This is a genomic window from Xanthomonas fragariae (assembly GCF_900183975.1).
Lineage (GTDB): Bacteria > Pseudomonadota > Gammaproteobacteria > Xanthomonadales > Xanthomonadaceae > Xanthomonas > Xanthomonas fragariae.
In genome coordinates this window covers 1,580,239-1,597,956 of record NZ_LT853882.1, presented here as the reverse complement: position 1 = coordinate 1,597,956, position 17,718 = coordinate 1,580,239, and the positions used below count along the sequence as shown (strand labels likewise).

Annotated in this window: 18 protein-coding genes and 2 pseudogenes; 15 read left to right on the top strand and 5 right to left on the bottom strand. The window is 63.9% G+C overall.

The window, feature by feature from the left end; all coding sequences use genetic code 11:
- Positions 1 to 8: 8 nt before the first annotated feature.
- Both mmuM and mmuP read right to left on the bottom strand, forming a co-directional pair.
- Positions 9 to 968 carry a homocysteine S-methyltransferase gene (gene mmuM / locus PD885_RS07405; protein ID WP_002814437.1) on the bottom strand — a complete coding sequence of 320 codons (960 nt, stop codon included), beginning with the start codon at positions 966 to 968 and terminating at the stop codon, positions 9 to 11.
- The gene (gene mmuP / locus PD885_RS07400) at positions 965 to 2,362 is read right to left on the bottom strand and encodes an S-methylmethionine permease (RefSeq protein ID WP_002814438.1); all 1,398 of its coding nucleotides are present in this window, start codon (positions 2,360 to 2,362) and stop codon (positions 965 to 967) included. Before mmuP ends, mmuM begins: the two co-directional genes overlap by 4 nt.
- A gap of 586 nt (positions 2,363 to 2,948) precedes the next feature.
- On the opposite strand from mmuP, the gene PD885_RS07395 reads away from it, so the two are divergent.
- The 15 genes from PD885_RS07395 (at position 2,949) to PD885_RS07325 (ending at position 16,678) form a co-directional block, all read left to right on the top strand.
- Positions 2,949 to 3,398 carry a DUF2147 domain-containing protein gene (locus PD885_RS07395; RefSeq protein WP_002814440.1) on the top strand — a complete coding sequence of 150 codons (450 nt, stop codon included), beginning with the start codon at positions 2,949 to 2,951 and terminating at the stop codon, positions 3,396 to 3,398.
- A 94-nt stretch (positions 3,399 to 3,492) separates the two neighbouring features.
- On the top strand, positions 3,493 to 5,571 hold the full coding sequence (gene metG, locus PD885_RS07390) for a methionine--tRNA ligase (protein ID WP_002814441.1): 2,079 nt from the start codon (positions 3,493 to 3,495) through the stop codon (positions 5,569 to 5,571).
- A gap of 100 nt (positions 5,572 to 5,671) precedes the next feature.
- The gene (locus PD885_RS07385) at positions 5,672 to 6,262 is read left to right on the top strand and encodes an HAD family hydrolase (protein WP_002814443.1); all 591 of its coding nucleotides are present in this window, start codon (positions 5,672 to 5,674) and stop codon (positions 6,260 to 6,262) included.
- An 11-nt stretch (positions 6,263 to 6,273) separates the two neighbouring features.
- Entirely contained in the window at positions 6,274 to 6,693 is a 420-nt protein-coding gene (rnfB, locus tag PD885_RS07380; protein ID WP_002814445.1) for an Rnf electron transport complex subunit RnfB, read from the top strand.
- Between the two features lie 218 nt (positions 6,694 to 6,911).
- Positions 6,912 to 7,700: a hypothetical protein gene (locus PD885_RS07375; RefSeq protein WP_002814446.1), complete on the top strand. Its 789-nt coding sequence runs from the start codon at positions 6,912 to 6,914 to the stop codon at positions 7,698 to 7,700.
- An 85-nt stretch (positions 7,701 to 7,785) separates the two neighbouring features.
- On the top strand, positions 7,786 to 8,154 hold the full coding sequence (locus PD885_RS07370) for a hypothetical protein (RefSeq protein ID WP_002814447.1): 369 nt from the start codon (positions 7,786 to 7,788) through the stop codon (positions 8,152 to 8,154).
- Positions 8,155 to 8,212: 58 nt separating this feature from the next.
- Positions 8,213 to 8,776, top strand: coding sequence for a sigma-70 family RNA polymerase sigma factor (locus PD885_RS07365; RefSeq protein ID WP_002814448.1), 564 nt, complete (start codon positions 8,213 to 8,215; stop codon positions 8,774 to 8,776).
- Entirely contained in the window at positions 8,773 to 9,615 is an 843-nt protein-coding gene (locus PD885_RS07360; RefSeq protein WP_040763055.1) for an anti-sigma factor, read from the top strand. Before PD885_RS07365 ends, PD885_RS07360 begins: the two co-directional genes overlap by 4 nt.
- A 226-nt stretch (positions 9,616 to 9,841) precedes the next feature.
- Positions 9,842 to 10,840, top strand: coding sequence for an acyl-CoA desaturase (locus PD885_RS07355; protein WP_040763056.1), 999 nt, complete (start codon positions 9,842 to 9,844; stop codon positions 10,838 to 10,840).
- Entirely contained in the window at positions 10,837 to 12,087 is a 1,251-nt protein-coding gene (locus PD885_RS07350; protein ID WP_002814451.1) for an NAD(P)/FAD-dependent oxidoreductase, read from the top strand. The genes PD885_RS07355 and PD885_RS07350 overlap by 4 nt, the downstream gene beginning before the upstream one ends.
- Entirely contained in the window at positions 12,087 to 12,977 is an 891-nt protein-coding gene (locus PD885_RS07345; RefSeq protein ID WP_002814452.1) for a DUF1365 domain-containing protein, read from the top strand. The genes PD885_RS07350 and PD885_RS07345 overlap by 1 nt, the downstream gene beginning before the upstream one ends.
- Positions 12,974 to 14,269, top strand: a complete 1,296-nt coding sequence (locus tag PD885_RS07340; RefSeq protein ID WP_002814454.1) for an SAM-dependent methyltransferase — start codon at positions 12,974 to 12,976, stop codon at positions 14,267 to 14,269. The genes PD885_RS07345 and PD885_RS07340 overlap by 4 nt, the downstream gene beginning before the upstream one ends.
- Positions 14,266 to 14,811: a DUF2878 domain-containing protein gene (locus PD885_RS07335; RefSeq protein WP_002814455.1), complete on the top strand. Its 546-nt coding sequence runs from the start codon at positions 14,266 to 14,268 to the stop codon at positions 14,809 to 14,811. The genes PD885_RS07340 and PD885_RS07335 overlap by 4 nt, the downstream gene beginning before the upstream one ends.
- Positions 14,808 to 15,590, top strand: a complete 783-nt coding sequence (locus PD885_RS07330) for a DUF1295 domain-containing protein (protein WP_002814456.1) — start codon at positions 14,808 to 14,810, stop codon at positions 15,588 to 15,590. The genes PD885_RS07335 and PD885_RS07330 overlap by 4 nt, the downstream gene beginning before the upstream one ends.
- Before the next feature lie 17 nt (positions 15,591 to 15,607).
- Complete coding sequence (locus tag PD885_RS07325) at positions 15,608 to 16,678, top strand: SAM-dependent methyltransferase (RefSeq protein ID WP_088056749.1); 1,071 nt, start codon at positions 15,608 to 15,610, stop codon at positions 16,676 to 16,678.
- Between the two features lie 238 nt (positions 16,679 to 16,916).
- Here the strand turns inward: PD885_RS07325 and PD885_RS07320 are convergent, their stop codons facing one another.
- The 3 genes and pseudogenes from PD885_RS07320 to PD885_RS22670 all read right to left on the bottom strand — a co-directional run.
- Positions 16,917 to 17,264, bottom strand: coding sequence for a RidA family protein (locus PD885_RS07320; RefSeq protein ID WP_002814458.1), 348 nt, complete (start codon positions 17,262 to 17,264; stop codon positions 16,917 to 16,919).
- 1 nt (position 17,265) lies between these two features.
- Positions 17,266 to 17,402, bottom strand: a pseudogene (locus PD885_RS22495) (DUF998 domain-containing protein); the annotation flags it as partial.
- Positions 17,403 to 17,424: 22 nt separating this feature from the next.
- Positions 17,425 to 17,690 (bottom strand): annotated as a pseudogene (locus PD885_RS22670) (hypothetical protein); the annotation flags it as partial.
- Positions 17,691 to 17,718: the final 28 nt, after the last annotated feature.

Below are 17,718 nucleotides of genomic sequence, written 5' to 3'. Positions count from 1 at the left end.
AGTGGCTATCAAAACGACTGCGCAGCCGCTAACGCGGCGATATCGCGCGGCGTGGTGCGGCAGCACCCACCGATCAGTCGCGCACCTGCCGCCAGCCACTGCGCATGCTGCTCGGCCAGACTGCACGCTGGCGTAGTGCCTGCATGCCAACCTTTGTCGCTGGCGTCGTAATGCTCGCCCGAATTCGGATACGCAACCAGTGGCAGTGAGGTCAACGCGGACAAGGTCTGCAGCGCCGCGGTGACCTGGTCCAACGCAATGCAATTGATGCCCACCGCGATCACCTGCGCGCAGGCATCCAATGCCGGCACCACTTGCGCCAACGGCGTGCCGTCGCTCAGATGCGCGGCATCGCGCACAGTGAAAGAAAACCACGCATGCAGCTTTGGAAATTCTTCCAGCAACAACCGCAACGCCACGATCTCATTGGCCGACGGAAGCGTTTCGCAAGCCAATAGATCCACCCCGGCCTCGGCCAATGCGGCGATGCGCGGGCGATGGAAGTCCATCAATTGCGCCAACGACAGGTCGTAGTCGCCGCGGTATTCCGAGCCATCGGCCAGATACGCGCCATACGGCCCGACCGAGCCGGCCACCCACAACTGTGCGGCTTGCGGTTGCACCTGCAAATGATCGGCGCGCGCCTGCGCGGCCAACGCCACGCTGCGTGCGATAAGGGCGTGCGATTGCGCCAGATCCAGCCCGCGCGCAGCGAAGCCCAACGGCGTGGCCTGATAGCTGGCGGTAATCGCGCACTGCGCACCGGCAGCGAAGTAATCGCGATGCACCTGGTAGATCAACTCCGGCTGCTCAACCAGCACGCGTGCCGACCATAGCGCATCGTTCAGATCGCAGCCACGTTGCTCCAGTTCGGTGGCCAGCGCACCATCGAGCAGCACGTAGCCGCCGTTATGCAAAACCTGACTGAAGGGCGCATCGGCGCGCGGCTGGCGGGAAAGAATCGTCATGCGTGCTGTCTCCGGGCCGCAAGCCATTGAGTGAGTGCATGGGCGCCGTAGCACAGCGCCACAAATGGAATGCCGCACCACAGCGCGATGCGCTGCTGCGGATCGAATGCCAGCCCGATGCACGCCAGCAGACATAGCGAAAAGCCCAGTATCGGTGTCCACGGATACCACGGCGCGCGATACGCCAGGGTGTCCAGCGCGATGCCATCGCGCAGCAGCTGGCGACGAAAACAATAATGCGATGCGCAGATGCTAAGCCACACCACTACCACCGCGAAGCCGGATACTGCCGAGATCGCAACGAAAACGGTATCGGCCGCGTACACGCCGGTGAGTAGCGCCAACAAGCCGCCCAGCATGCTCAGTACCAGTGCGGGCAATGGAATGCCGCGGCGGGTCAACCGCGCAAGGCCTGACGGCAGCGTGCCTTCGTTGGCCAGCGACCACAGCATCCGCGCGGCCGCATAGAGGCCGGAATTGGCCGCAGACAGGATCGCGGTGAGGATCACTGCATTCAAGATGTCAGCCGCATACGGAATGCCCAACAGCTCGAAAGCACGCACGAACGGGCTGGTCTCCACCGCCGCTTGCTCGGCGGGCAGCAACGCGGCCAGCACCAGCACGGTGCCGACAAACATCACCACCAAGCGCACGAGCGTGGTGCGGATCGCCAACGGAATCGCGCGCGCCGGCTGCTCGGTTTCGCCTGCGGCAACACCGATCAATTCGGTGCCGGAGAACGCGAAGTTCACCGCCACCATCGTCATCAGAATCGGCAGCATGCCTTGCGCAAACCAGCCATCGGCACGCAAATGACGCAGCCCGGGGGTAGGCGAGCCATCGGCCAACGGCAGCACGCCGATCACCGCCGCACCTCCCAGCACGATGAACACCAGGATGGTGATCACCTTGATCAACGAAAACCAGAATTCGCCCTCGGCAAACCAGCGCGCCGACACCGTGTTCAAACCGAAGATCAGCGCGCAGAACAACAGGCACCACGGCCACACCGGGCTGTGCGAGAACCAGTACTGCATGCAGAACGCGGCGGCAGTCAAACTCGATCCCAACGCCACCGTCCAGGTCAGCCAGTACAACCAAGCCACCACATACCCGGTAGCTGGCCCGAGATAACGCGCTGCATAGACATGGAAGGCGCCGGTTTGCGGCATCGCCACCGCCAGCTCACCCAGGCACTGCATTACCAGATACACCACCAGTGCGCCGATCAGATACGCAATCACCGTGCCCAATGCGCCGGTGCTGGCGATGATGTAACCGGTGTTGAAGAACAACCCGGTGCCGATCACGCCGCCCAGCGACAGCATCACCAGATGACGCACCTGCATGCTGCGCTGAAACTGCGGTGCGGCGGTGGACGACGGCTCGGGCATGGGCGTGGCTGATGGGTGGCGCACCATCCTGCCATACCACGCAGGCGAGCACAGCCATGTGGTGGCGAGCCGTGGCGCAGCCCTACCGCTCATCGGCATACGGTTATCCTCACGATTCGTCGCTGCTTGCCCCCGCCATGCCACACCATTGCCGCACATCTGTGCGCACCCGCGCGCGCGCCATTGCCGCACTGGGCTTGCCCGGATTCTTGCCGCGTCCGCAGGCGTCGCTGACGTCGCCGCACTGTCCAACGATGGCAAGCGCATGCGCTACGCGCACTGCCCGCCATCGAGCACGCTGGCATCGTCCAAATTGCTGCCGACGCCCCCTTCGGAGCGCCTCATGATGCTCGCCGGCATCAACCACGTGGCGATCGTCGCTGGCGATTACGCGCGCTCCAAACAGTTCGGCACGACGCTTCCAACGTCAGCCTGCACTCCATCGGGCAACACATCCCGGTTGCCAGGCCGCATGCGGTGCGGCATGAACGCATCACGCAGTGCGTCTTTCCGCGGCCATACTCCACGTTATACATTCGCGATCAGGCCGCCGACCGTGGCCACCGCACGCCCTAGGAGGGGTCACATGCGCAAGACCTTCAAGACCATAATTCTGGCCCTGCCGCTGGCCGCCGCCTCGCTGCTGGCCCAGGCCGCCGATTCGCCAGTGGGCCGTTGGAAGACCATCGACGACGAGACCGGCAAACCCAAGTCGGTGGTGCAGATCGAACAGTCCGGCAACGGCACGCTCAGCGGCAAAGTGGTTGAGATCCTGCAATCGGACAAAGGCCCGAACCCGGTGTGCGACACGTGCGACGGCGCGCTCAAGGGCAAGCCGATCAAGGGCATGACCATCCTGTGGGGCCTCAAGCCCGACGGCACTGCCGTATGGAGCGGCGGCTCGGTGCTCGACCCGGCCAAAGGCAAGACCTACAAGGCCAAGGTTACCCTGACCAACGGCGGCAAGAAGCTGCAGATGCGCGGCTATGTGGGCATCGAGGCGCTGGGACGTACCCAGACCTGGATCCGCGAGTAGAAGAAGTCAGTTGCACGCCCAGGTACCGCGCCGCTGCGACATGGCAGCGCTCGTAGCCGTGCGATAATCGCGGGTCCCCCGCATTACGCCTGCCATGACACGCACCGCACTCGTCACCACCGCCCTGCCCTACGCCAACGGCCCGCTGCATCTTGGCCATCTGGTCGGCTATATCCAGGCCGACATCTGGGTGCGCGCGCGCCGGTTGCGCGGCGACAAGACCTGGTTCGTTTGCGCCGACGACACGCATGGCACGCCGATCATGCTCGCGGCCGAAAAGGCCGGTGTGACCCCGGAAGCCTTCATCGCCAACATCCAGGCCAGCCATGAGCGCGATTTCGCCGCGTTCGGGGTGACCTTCGATCACTACGATTCGACCAATTCGCCTGTCAATCGCGCGCTCACAGAGGCCTTCTACACCAAGCTCGAGGCCGCCGGCCACATCAGCTGTCGTTCGGTGGCGCAGTTCTACGACCCGGCCAAGGGCATGTTCCTGCCGGATCGCTACATCAAGGGCATCTGCCCCAATTGCGGTAGCGCCGATCAATACGGCGACAACTGCGAAGTTTGCGGCGCGACCTATTCACCGACCGAGCTGAAAGAGCCCAAGTCGGTGATCTCCGGCGCTACTCCGGAGTTGCGAGATTCGGAACATTTCTTCTTCGAAGTGGGCCATTTCGATGGCTTCCTGCGCGAATGGCTGGCTGGCGATGTGGCGCTGCCGGGCGTCAAGGCCAAGCTCAAGGAATGGCTGGATACCGAAGGCGGCCTGCGCGCATGGGATATCTCGCGCGATGCGCCGTATTTCGGCTTCCAGATTCCCGGCCAGCCGGGCAAGTATTTCTACGTGTGGCTGGACGCGCCAATAGGTTATCTGTGCAGCTTCAAGACCCTGTGCGCGCAGATGGGCGAGGATTTCGCAGCGCATCTGGTCGCCGGCACGCAGACCGAGTTGCATCACTTCATCGGCAAGGACATCGTCAATTTCCACGGTCTGTTCTGGCCGGCGGTGCTGCACGGCACCGGCCATTGCGCGCCGACGCGGCTGCACGTCAACGGCTATCTCACCGTTGATGGCGCCAAGATGTCCAAATCGCGCGGCACCTTCGTGATGGCGCGGACCTTTCTGGACATCGGGCTGGAACCGGAAGCGCTGCGGTATTACTTCGCGGCCAAATCCTCCGGCGGCGTGGACGATCTGGACCTCAACCTGGGCGACTTCATCGCGCGGGTGAATTCGGATCTGGTCGGCAAGTTCGTCAACCTGGCCAGCCGCTGCGCGGGCTTCATCGGCAAGCGCTTCGATGGCAAGTTGGCCGATACGCTGCCCGACCCGGCGCAGTACGACCGCTTCGTCGCCGCGTTGGCGCCAATACGCCAGGCCTACGAGCGCAACGATGCGGCCAGCGCGATCCGTCAGACCATGGCGCTGGCCGACGAGGCCAACAAATACATCGACGACACCAAGCCGTGGGTGATCGCCAAGCAAGCGGGCGCCGATACGCAACTGCAATCGGTATGCACGCAGGGGCTGAATCTGTTCCGCATCCTGGTGGCCGCACTCAAGCCGATCCTGCCGCGCACCTGTGCCGAAGCCGAAGCCTTCCTGTCGGCGCCGATGACCAGTTGGCAAGACATCGAGCGCCCGCTGAGCGCGCACGTGATCCAGCCCTACACCCCCCTGTTCACCCGTATCGACCCCAAACTGATCGACGCCATGACCGACGCTTCAAAAGACACGCTTGCAGCACCCGCCGCGACCACCGCCAAGCCTGCCCCGACCAAGGTCGACGCAACGCCGGCAGCATCTGCCAATTCCGAATCCCACATCTCCACTCCCAGCCTCATCGGCATCGACGACTTCGCCAAGCTCGATCTGCGCATCGGCAAGGTGTTGGTCTGCGAATTCGTGAAAGGCTCGGACAAGCTGCTGCGCTTCGAACTGGATGCCGGTGAGTTCGGCAAGCGCCAGATCTTCTCGGGTATCCGCGCCAGCTACGGCGAACCGGAAACGCTGGTCGGCCGCAGCGTGGTGTTTATCGCCAACCTGGCCCCGCGCAAGATGCGCTTCGGCATCAGCGAGGGCATGATCCTCTCGGCCGGTTTCGACGGCGGCGCGCTGGCGCTGCTGAATGCCGATGGTGGTGCGCAGCCGGGAATGCCGGTTAGGTGAGGCGGGATTGGGGATTGGCCCCTGCCTCAAGCGAAAATCCAGCAGCGCGCCTTATCTCGATTCCCCATTCCCCACCCACGAATTTTCAATCCCCACCCAAATGCAACTCGCCCTGTTCGACTTCGATCACACTATCACCACCTGCGACACCTATGCGCGCTTTCTGCGCAAGGTGACAACGCCGGCGCAGTTGGCTACGGCGAAGTGGCAGGTGGGTCCGTGGGTACTGGGCTATCGGGTGGGGCTGGTTTCCGCGCCGGCCTTGCGCGCACGCGTAACACGGTTGGTCTTCAGCGCTCGATCGCTGGATGAAATGACCGCGCACGGTGCGGCCTATGCACGCAATAACTTGCCCAGCGTATTGCGCATGGAGATGATGCAGCGCGTCGACTGGCATCAGGCGCAGGGGCATGAAGTGGTGCTGGTGTCGGGGTCATTGGATCTCTACTTGCAACCATGGTGCACGCAGCACGGGTTGTCGCTGATCTGCAATCGGCTGGAGCACAATGCGGGGGTGCTGACCGGGCGCTATGCCGAGGCAGATTGCGGGCCGCAAAAAGCAGCGCAGATTCGCCTGCGTTACGACCTGTCGCACTACGACTGCGTGCACGCGTACGGCGACAGCGGCGAAGACAAGCCGATGCTGGCACTTGCGCAGCAGCGCTGGTATCGCGGCAATCCGCTGCACTGATACGCACCGCGATGTCTGCCCCCGCCCCCGATCTGGTCGAACGCCTCGATCGCCTGTTACCGCAGACCCAATGCGGCCAGTGCGGTTACGACGGCTGCCTCCCTTACGCGCAAGCGATGGCAGATGGGCACGCCACCGTTGATCATTGCCCGCCCGGTGGCGATGCCGGCGCACGTGCATTAGCACAAGTGCTGCATGTACCAGCACGCCCCTACGACCGCACACGCGGCACGCACAAGCCGCCGCAAGTGGCCCGGATTGTGGAAGCCGACTGCATCGGTTGCACCAAGTGCATCCAGGCCTGCCCGGTGGATGCGATCGTTGGCGGCGCCAAGCACATGCATACGGTGATCGCGCCGCTGTGCACCGGCTGCGAGCTGTGTCTGCCGGCTTGCCCGGTGGATTGCATCCAATTGCACGCACTCAGCTGAGAGCGACTTGCAGAACAACTGCGCAACCAGCACACATGTGTTGTCGGTACTCGCCAACAGACGCATCGCCCGACCCTGCACATGGCTCTCCGCCAGCTCCCAGGCCGTCGGCACGGGCCACCTCCCACGACACAAGGTCAGGAACCTCCTGACGCATCCAGCGCATCCGTCTTGCGGCCGTGCCCGTATTGGTATGCACTCCCATCGAGGATCTGCCGATGCGCCCACTTGCCGCTGCCCTTGCTGCGCTCGCCATCCAATGCCGGTCGATTCCGCCGTTGTTGGCGCTGGTATTAGGCAGCCTGCCGCTTGGCGCCGCGGCGGTCACGCGCGTGGATGGCGATGCGTTCGATGGCGACAGCGGCACATTGCGCTATCGCGAGTCGCATTGGCTGCTCGACGACGGTGGACGGTTTGTGCTGTACCGCTGCCCGGACGGGCGGCCGTTCGCGCGCAAGCAGGTCGACGGTGGTGGCACTTCGCCCGACTTCAGCCTGCTCGATGGGCGCGATGGCTATCGCGAAGGGGTGCGTCAACGCGATGGCGCGCGCGAGATGTTTCAGCAGGAACCAGGTAAAGCCGAACGTCGCACCGCGCTGACGACCACCGACGGCGTGCGCGTGATCGACGCCGGGTTCGACACCTACCTGCGCAACAACTGGGATGCACTTGCCGCCACCCCGCAGCGCGTGGAATTCGTATTGCCGAGCCTGCAGCGACAGCTGGCCTTTCGTGTCGAACGCATGGGGGATGCGGCTGGCCAACGCCGTTTCCGGATCGGCCTGGATGCATGGTACGGCGCGGCGGTGCCGTCGCTCGAGGTGCGTTATTCCATCGCCGACAAGCGTCTGCTTGAATTCCGCGGGGTCGGCAATCTGCGCGATGCACGCGGTCGCTATCCGCGCGTGCGCATCGTTTTTCCGGACACCGCTGCGCGTGCCTCCAGCGCAGATGAGTTTCGGCACGCACGCGAGCAGCCCTTGATCAAGCGCTGCAGCGCCCCGTGAGCGAGGTCTGCGCCATCTTCACGTTCGACCACGCGCCGTTGCGTACAACGGCCCGGGCACCCATTGCCCACACAGGAGCACCGTCATGGCAAAAGCCTATCTCTGGATCAACGCAGTGCTGTACGTTGCGCTTGCGATCTGGTGCACGTTATCTCCGGTCAATACCGCACATGCGGTGGGCTACACCCAGCTCTCGCCAGCCGGGCAATCCGAGTATCTGGTCATCTATGGCGGCCTGCAGTTGGGCATGGCCTTCCTGTTCGGCTACTTCGCCTGGATCGATCAACCCCGCACCGGGCTGGTGGTCGCACTCGCGTTCTATGTGCCGATCGTGCTCTTCCGCAGCGTCGCGCTCTCGCGCCTGTGGCCAGTCTCTGCACCCACCGTCGCACTTGCAGGCGTGGAGATCCTGTTGCTGCTCGCTGCTGTGCTGCTGTGGTTCCAGCGCAAGTGAAAGACACGTTCTGCCCGGTCCGGTAGCATCGCCCCCACCTCACCCAACGCCCGACCGCATGAGTGCCATTCCTGGCCCCGACGACGATGAAACCGGACGCCTGCTGACCGCAACCGCGGGCGGCGACCGGCATGCCTTCGAAGCGCTGTACCGGCAGACCTCGCCCAAACTGTTCGGGGTGTGCCTGCGCATGATCCCGCAACGCGCCGAAGCCGAAGAAGTGCTGCAGGACGTGTTCACGCTGATCTGGCACAAAGCCGGGCAGTTCGATCCGAGCCGTGCCCGCGGACTCACCTGGCTGGCGATGATCGCGCGCAACAGGGCGATCGACCATCTACGCGCCAACGCGCCGCAACGCCGCAATGTGGCGCTGGAGGATGCTGGCGAACTGCGCGCCAACGATGCCTCGCCGCTGGATCGCACCGAGCGTGCCAGCACGCGTCGCCGTATCGACCATTGCCTGGCCGAACTCGAACCGCCGCGCAGCCAGTTGATCCGCACCGCGTTCTTCGAAGGCATCACTTACGAAGAGCTGGCCGCGCGCACCGACACACCGCTCGGCACGGTCAAGAGCTTGATCCGCCGCGGGCTGGCCAAACTCAAGGCATGTCTGGAACGATGAGCACGCCCTTTCCCATCGACCAAGAACCGCCGCGTGATGTGCTTGCCGGCGAATACGTGCTGGGGCTGCTGAGCACCGACGAGCGCCTGGCGGCCGAACAACGCATCGCCACCGATAGCCAATTCGCGCAGGCGGTCCTGCAGTGGCAAGCACATCTGGCACCGCTGCTTGAAGAGATCGCTGCGGTGACGCCGCCGGATCAGCTCTGGGCACGCGTGCACCAGACGCTGGGCTTCGATATGCCGTTGCGTGCGGCGCCGTTGGCAGCGCCTGCCACTGGTGCCACGACTACCGCGCAGGCCGCGCCGTTGTGGAACAGCGTGCGCTTCTGGCGCTGGGTCAGCACCGCTGGCTTGGCGACTGCCGCAGTGTGCGTGCTCGCCTTATCGAACGTGCGTATGCCGCCGGCACCGATGCAGCCGCCGGTCGTAGGGCCTGTGGTGCAGACCCCGGTCGCACCGCCTGCGGCCACTAAGCCGCCTGCGACCGGTATCGCGATGACCTCAACACTGGCCACCGAAGATGGGAGGCCAGGCTATGTAGCGTTGATGGATGCCGACAAGCACACCATCATGGTGACGCCGCTAGATCGAACCGCCACCGCCGACAAGGTGCCTGAGCTGTGGCTGATCACGCCGGACGGCAAGGCGCATTCGATGGGCACGTTCGACGATCAACGCGCACGTCGCGCGCAGATCCCCGATCAGTTGATGCCCATGCTCAGCAACGAGGCGATTCTGGCGGTCACGCTGGAACCGCCAGGCGGTGCACCGGGCGGCGTCGCCACCGGCACGGTGGTTGCCAAGGGCGGCATCAGCACGTTGGCGATGGCGCCCTGACCCAGCGCACCTGACCTCGCCTGCGAGGGCCTCGCAAGCAACCTTCCGTTTTGAGCAATCTCATCTGCGCCAGCACTATCGGGCGCGGCTATTTGTGTGCGCAATTGCGCGATTCATTCGTACGAACAAGCGAACCCCACACATGCGTGCGACGATCGAGCAGCCTGGTGCATCTGTTTACCGGCAGCGCCCGTAAAATGTCACCACTACATATGGAGAATTACGCGTGCCGCGCACTGGACTCGACCCTCACGCCGCAACGCCTCAGCCCGCCACCACGCGTCGTCGTGGCTGGGTTGCAACGCGCCTTGGCAGCCTGTGTCGCTGGGTGGATTCGCAAACCGACGAGCCCTTGGACGATGCGCGCGCCGACCGCATCGACTGGCTGCGGGCCCTGCCCTTCATTGCACTGCACCTTGCCTGCCTGGCGGTATTCTGGGTAGGCGCATCCTGGTTTGCCGTGAGCATGGCAGTGGCGCTGTACGCGCTGCGCATGTTCGCGCTCACCGGTTTCTATCATCGCTACTTCTCGCACCGCGCCTTCAAGACCTCGCGCGTGCTGCAATTCGTGTTCGCAGCCATTGGCGCCACCTGCGTACAACGCGGGCCGCTGTGGTGGGCAGCGCATCATCGCAATCATCATCGGCATACCGACACCGGCCGCGACCCGCATTCGCCGGCGCAACATGGCTTCTGGTGGAGCCACACCGGCTGGTTCCTGACCCCACGCAATTTCCGCACCGATTGGGAGGTCATCCCCGATCTGCGCCGCTTTGCCGAGCTGCGCTTTCTCGACCGCTTCGACATCGTGATGCCGGTGCTGCTGGCACTGGGGTTGTACCTGCTCGGCGACTGGCTGGCCGATGCCGCGCCTGCATTGAAGATCAACGGCGCGCAGCTGTTGGTATGGGGCTTTGTGATCTCCACCGTGGCGTTGTTCCATGCCACCTTCACCATCAACTCGCTGGCACACAGATTCGGCAGCCGACGTTTCGATACGCGCGACGACAGCCGCAATAACTGGCTGCTGGCGCTGCTTACCTTTGGCGAAGGCTGGCACAACAACCACCACTTCTTCCCCGGCTCGGCGCGTCAGGGCTTGCGCTGGTGGGAATACGACGTGACCTGGTACGGGCTCAAGGCGATGTCGTGGGTGGGTCTGGTGTGGGAGCTCAAGCCGATGCCGAAGACGCTCACGCAACGTGCCGAGCGGGTGGCGCGATGAGGGAGGGCAGGATTGCCGTGGTCGGCAGCGGGATCGCCGGCCTGGGCGCCGCCTGGCTGTTGTCGCGCCGCTATGAAGTCACCTTGTTCGAAGCTGCCGATTATCTCGGCGGACACACACATACGCATGACATCCAACTAGAAGGTCAGCGTTACGCGGTGGACAGCGGTTTTATCGTATTCAATCCGCAGCACTACCCGTTGCTCACGCGCATGTTCGCCGAGCTGGATGTGGCCGCACAGCCGACCACGATGAGCTTTTCGGTGCACGATGCGCGCAGCGGGCTCGAATACAACGCCGGCAGTTTGGACGGGCTGTTCTGTCAACGCGGCAACCTGCTCAGCCCACGCTTCTGGGGAATGCTGGCCGACCTGCGCCGCTTCTATCGCCAGGCACCGGCAGTGCTGCACAGCGACGAGCAGTTCAGCACGCTGGGCGCGTATCTGCAGCGGCATGGTTATTCGGATGCATTCCGCGATCAGCATCTGGTGCCGATGGCATCGGCGTTGTGGTCCTCGCCATCGCAACGCATCCTCGAATTTCCGATGGGCCAGCTGATCGGTTTCATGACCAATCACCACATGCTGCAGCTCAGCGGCCGACCGCAGTGGCAAGTGGTGAGTGGCGGATCCAACAGCTATGTGCGTGCGCTGCGTCGGCGCTGGCAGGTGCTCGAACGCCTGTGCACGCCGGTGCAAGCGATCCGGCGCGCCCCCAACGGCGTAGTGCTCAGCTCGTTGCGTGGCGACGAACACTTCGACGAAGTGGTACTAGCCTGCCACGCCGACGATGCACTGGCGCTGCTCAGCGATGCCACGCCGGCCGAGCAGCAGATCCTGGGCGGGATCACCTATCAGGATAACGACACCGTGCTGCACACCGATGCGCGCGTAATGCCGCGCGACCGCCGCGCCTGGGCGGCGTGGAATGCGCACGTGCCGGCAGATCCACAAGCGCCGTGCACGGTGAGTTACTGGATGAACGCGCTGCAATCGATCGATGCGCCGCAGCCATTCATCGTCAGCCTCAACCGCGACAACGACATCGATCCGGACAAGGTGCTACGACGTATGCGTTATCGCCACCCGGTGCAGAATGCGGCCGCACTCGCGGCACAGACGCGCAAGGCCGAGATCCAGGGAGTGCAGCACACCTGGTTTGCCGGTGCGGCCTGGGGCTTCGGCTTCCACGAAGACGGCTTGCGTAGCGGCGTGGACGTGGCGCACGGCCTGGAAGTGCACTGGTGATGCAGTTGCTGCGCGAAGCCAGCACCGATGCCGTGCCGCTGCCGCCCACCGGGGGCGGTGGCGCCGGCAGCGTGCGTGGTCCGTTGCGCAGCGCGATCTATACCGGTTGGTTGCGGCATCGTCGGTTTGCGCCTAAACCGCTGAATTTTCGCTACAGGTTGTTTCTGATGTACCTGGATCTGTCCGAACTGGATCAGGTCTTCGCGCAACGCTGGCTGTGGTCGGTGGGACGCGCCAATCTGGCGCAGTTCCGGCGCAGCGACTATCTGGGCGATCCGACCATTCCGTTGGACGAAGCAGTGCGCGATTGCGTGCAGACCCACACCGGCGAGCGCCCCGACGGTGCGATCCGCCTGCTCACGCATTTGCGCTATTTCGGCCATGTGTTCAATCCGGTCAGCTTTTACTACTGCTTCGATCGGCATGACGGCTTGCGCTGGATCGTTGCGGAAATCACCAATACGCCGTGGCAGCAGCGGCATACCTATGTGCTGCCGGTCGCACAGGCGCGCACGCACCGCGACGTGCATGCGTGGCGCTTCGACAAGCGCTTCCATGTCTCGCCGTTCATGGGCATGCAGCATCGCTACGACTGGCGCTTCAGCGTACCGGCGGCGCAGTTGCGCGTGCATATGGACGTGCTGGACGCAGCTGGCGGCGGCGACGATGCCGAAAGCGCAATCGACAACAGCGGCACGCGCCGCTTCGACGCCACCTTGGTGCTGCAACGCCAACCGCTCAATGCACGCAGCCTGGCGCGCACCTTGCTGGCCTACCCCTTGATGACCGTGCAGGTGGTGGTCGCCATCCACTGGCAGGCCCTGCGCCTGTGGCTGCGCGGCAACCCTGTGCACGACCACCCTCATCCGCCTGTGCGAGAACCCCGATGAACGCTACGTCCTTGCCCGACAACGCAGCGCCGCGCGCGGCTTCCTGGACGGACCGCTTGTTGCGCAAGCGCTTGCTGGCCACGCTCGGCGACCTGCAAGATGGACAACTGCAACTGCACGAGGCAGATGGCGTCACCACACTCGGCACGTCCAGTGGCGCAGACGCCCTGCAGATGCAATTGCGCGTCGACGATCCTGGTTTCTATCGGCAAGCCGCGCTCAATGGCAGCGTCGGCGCCGGTGAGTCGTACATGGATGGGCAGTGGCAATGCGATGACCTGGTCGCGCTGATGCGCTTGCTGCTGCGCAACCGCGACCGCCTGGATGCAATGGAAACCGGTACTGCGCGCCTGGGTGGTTGGGCGATGCGTAGCCTGCATGCGTTTGCACGCAATACCCGCAGCGGCAGCCAGCGCAATATCGCCGCGCATTACGATCTGGGCAACCCGCTATTTCGTCTATTTCTCGATGAAAACCTGATGTATTCGTCGGCAATCTTCGTCGATGGCGAGGAGGCACAAGGCGAAGCGGCACTGGAGCGTGCGGCCACACGCAAGCTCGAACGCATCTGCCAGAAACTGCGGCTGGGCCCGCAGCACCATGTGCTAGAAATCGGCACCGGCTGGGGCGGGTTCGCGCTGCACGCCGCGCGTTGGCACGGCTGCCGCGTCACCACCACCACCATCTCGCGCGAGCAGTTCGAGCTGGCGACCCAACGCATCGCCGCGGCCGGATTGAGCGACCGGGTCACCGTGTTGTTGCGCGACTATCGCGATCTGGAAGGCCGCTTCGACCGGGTGGTGTCGATCGAGATGATCGAGGCGATCGGCCATCACTATCTTGATACCTATTTCGGCAAGGTCGGCAGCCTGCTTGCCGACGATGGCGAGGCGCTGATCCAGGCCATCACTATCGAAGATCACCGCTATGCGCGAGCCTTGCGCTCGGTGGATTTCATCAAGCGGCATATCTTTCCCGGCAGTTTCATCCCCTCGGTGGCGGCGATGACCGGCGCGATCGCACGCGCCAGCGATCTGCGCTTGTTCAATCTCGAAGACATCGGCCCGAGCTATGCGTTGACGCTGCGCGCCTGGCGCCAGCGTTTCATGGCGCAGCTGCCGCAGGTGCGTGCACTGGGCTACGACGAGCGCTTCATCCGCATGTGGGAATTCTATCTAGCCTATTGCGAAGCCGGTTTTCTGGAGCGCTCGATCGGCGATGTGCATCTATGGCTGAGCAAACCGGGCGCACGTCCGCCGCAGTTCGTCCCCGGCTTTGGTGCCGACGCATGAAACAACTTGGCAACTATCTGGGCTTGCAGGTGCTATGGCTGGTGGCAGTCAGCGCGGCCGCGCATGCGCGTATCTGGCCGACGCTGCTGGTACTGGCGCTGTTTGCGCTGTATCAGCTGTGGCCATCGCGGCGCGCACCGGGCGATGTGCAGTTGATGATCGCAGCGCTGTCGCTGGGACTGTTGCTGGATACCACGCTTGCCGCCGGCAACTGGGTGCGTTACGCCGCGCCATGGCCGGGTACCTTGCTGGCGCCGGCGTGGATTCTGGCGTTGTGGCTGGGCTTTGCGCTCACGCTCAATCATTCGCTGGCCACGGTGATGCAACGGCCATGGTTGGCCGTGGTGCTCGGCGCCATTTTCGGGCCGTTCTCGTATTGGCTGGCGCAGCGCAGCTGGCACGCAGTGGATTTGCTGCCGCCACACCTGCACGCAGCGATTGCCGTCGGCATCGGCTGGGGCGCTGCCTGTGGCATGTTGTCGCTGTATGCACGGCGCCTGGCGCGACCATTGCCTGAGCACATCACCGGAGAACTGCAATGAATGTCTGGCCGCTGCTGCATGTCGGAGTGTTCGCAAGCGTGGTGATGGTGCTGGGTTGGCTGTGGCAACGCCGCAGCGGCAATGCCGGACCGGTCGATGTGTTGTGGGCGGCGTGCCTGGCCGTCGCTGCGCCGTATTGTGCGTGGATGTCCGATGGCGCGTTGTTGCCGCGCGTATCGGTGGCTGTGCTCGGCGGTGTGTGGGGTGCGCGCCTTACATTGCATCTGGGCGTGCGCGTGTTCGGCGACCCGCACGAAGATGGCCGTTACCGCGCATTGCGCGAGCATTGGAACGGCGATCAACGTAAATTCCTCGGATTTTTCCTCGCACAGGCAATCGTGGTCATGCTGTTTGCAGTGCCGTTTCTGGCCGCTGCGAGTAATCCGAATCCGACATGGAGCGTATGGACCGGCGTGGCGATCGTGGTGTGGTTGATCGCGGTCGGCGGCGAGGCACTGGCGGATCGGCAGCTGTCTGCGCACAAGGCCGACCCAGCCAATCGCGGCATCACCTGCCGTGGTGGGCTGTGGCGCTATTCACGCCACCCCAATTATTTTTTCGAGTTCGTGCATTGGTTCGCCTACCTTGCGCTGGCTGTCGGCGCCGGCCCATGGCCGGTGGCGTTGTGTGCGCTCGGGCCGGTGGTGATGTTCGTGTTTCTGTATCGCTTCACCGGCATTCCCTACACCGAGCAGCAGGCGTTGCGCTCGCGTGGCGAGGACTACGCCCAGTATCAGCGCAGCACCAGCGCGTTTTTCCCGCTTCCCCCGTCGTTTTGAGTTGCCTGGAGAGTCGCATGTCCACCGTTACCGTCCCACCCTCCTCGCTGCCCGAAGAAGCCTTCGCCACCCGCTTGGCCGAGTCCGGATTACTGCCCGATGCCATGCTGCGTTACGGCATCCGCCGGCTGTGCGCGCAGCGCCTGCACGATGAGCGCGGCGATGGGGCCGATGCCAGCGGCGAACGGCAACGCGCGTTTATCGACAGCCTGCGCGCCAGCGCGATTGCGATTGAAACCGATGCTGCCAATCGTCAGCACTACGAGTTGCCACCGCAGTTCTTCACCCTTTGCCTGGGCCGCCGGCTCAAGTACAGCAGCTGTTATTGGGACGCGACCACCCCGGATCTGGATGCCGCCGAAGAACGCATGCTGGCGCTATACGGTGAGCGTGCCGAACTGGCCGATGGCCAACGCATTCTGGAACTTGGCTGCGGCTGGGGCTCGTTGACCTTGTGGATGGCCGAGCGCTATCCCGGTGGCACCATCACCGCGGTGTCCAACTCACGTCCGCAGCGCGCGCATATTCTGGAACAGTGCCGCGTGCGCGGGCTGAGCAACGTGCAGGTCATCACTGCCGACGTCAACGCGCTGGTGTTGCCGCCAGGCGACTTCGACCGCGTGGTATCGGTGGAAATGTTCGAACACATGCGCAATTACCGCGAGCTGCTGGCACGCGTCGGCAGCTGGCTGGCACCGGGCGGCAAGTTGTTCGTGCATATCTTCTGTCACCGCGAGCTGGCCTATCCGTTCGAAGTGGCAGGCGAAGATAACTGGATGGGCCGGCATTTCTTCACCGGCGGGCTGATGCCGGCGGCCGATACCTTGCTGCATTTCCAGCAGGACGTGGTGATCGAGCAACGCTGGCTGCTGTCGGGCGAGCATTACGAGAAGACCGCCAACGCGTGGCTGGAGAATCAGGACCGCCATCGCGAGCAGATCATGCCGTTGCTGCGCCAGACCTACGGCGAGGAAGCGCAGCGTTGGTGGCAGCGCTGGCGCATGTTTTGGCTGGCCTGCGCAGAATTGTTCGGCTACGACCAGGGCCGCGAATGGGGCGTGGCGCATTACCGCTTCGTCAAGCGCTGATCGATCAGGCGACCGCTGACAGTGCAATGCGACTGTCGGTCGAGCGCCACATTTATCTGCACTTTACCCGCACGAATGTCCTGGTAAAGCGCGCCGGCTGACATTTCCAGGCCAACGCGCGCTCCACGTTGCTTGCCGCCGTCTGCCGACACACTGCGGCCATCGCAGAGGCCGCACGCTGAAGACCTCAGCCCTGCCGCACGCGCATCAGACAATCACCGCGCATGCAACTGCGCGATCAGCCTGCTGCTGCAGTGATGACGATCTCGACCTTCCAGTCCGGCCGTGCCAGCTTGGCTTCGACGGTGGCGCGCGCAGGCGTGAAACCGTGCGGTGCCCATTCGTCCCAAGCCTTGTTCATGCCGTCGAAATCGGCGATGTCTGCCAGGTAGATCTCCGCGCGCAGGATCTTGGTCTTGTCGCTGGCCGCCAGCGCCAACAGCTTGTCGATCTCGCCCAACACCTGGCGGGTCTGCCCGGTGATGTCTTCGCTGGTGTCTTCGGCAATTTGGCCGGCCAGGTAACACACCCCACCATGGACGGTCATTTCGGACATACGCGGACCTGCATCGAATCGCTGCACCATTTCAGACTTCCCAGGGTTGTTTGACCCCGGCATTGTCACGCGAATGCGGCAAACGTGCAGCCCCGCCACGCACGCATCGCGCCAGCCACGTGCCCACCAGCGCATCCAGACCAAGATCAGCACGATCGCGATCTTCTGGCCGCAGATCGCCGCCCAGTCACTGCAACACCAGCACCAAGCCGATAAAGGCCACGCCTGCCCACGCAGGGATGGCACCGGCGTGACCGCTCCAGCGTGATGGAGGTGGCGGCGTGGGTCGCGCGATATCCGCGTGATCGAGTGGATTGCCCATCGGCAGTCTGTCTCTTTTCCAACTGTCATGCCGGCCATGTCGTTATCTCTACGGCACGCGGGTGCGCCTTTGCCCTATGATGCGCGCGCGCCCTGCACCGACACTATGTCGGTTCGATCGAACCACGCGTTCACTTGACTTCGGCACTCACGCGATCACGCT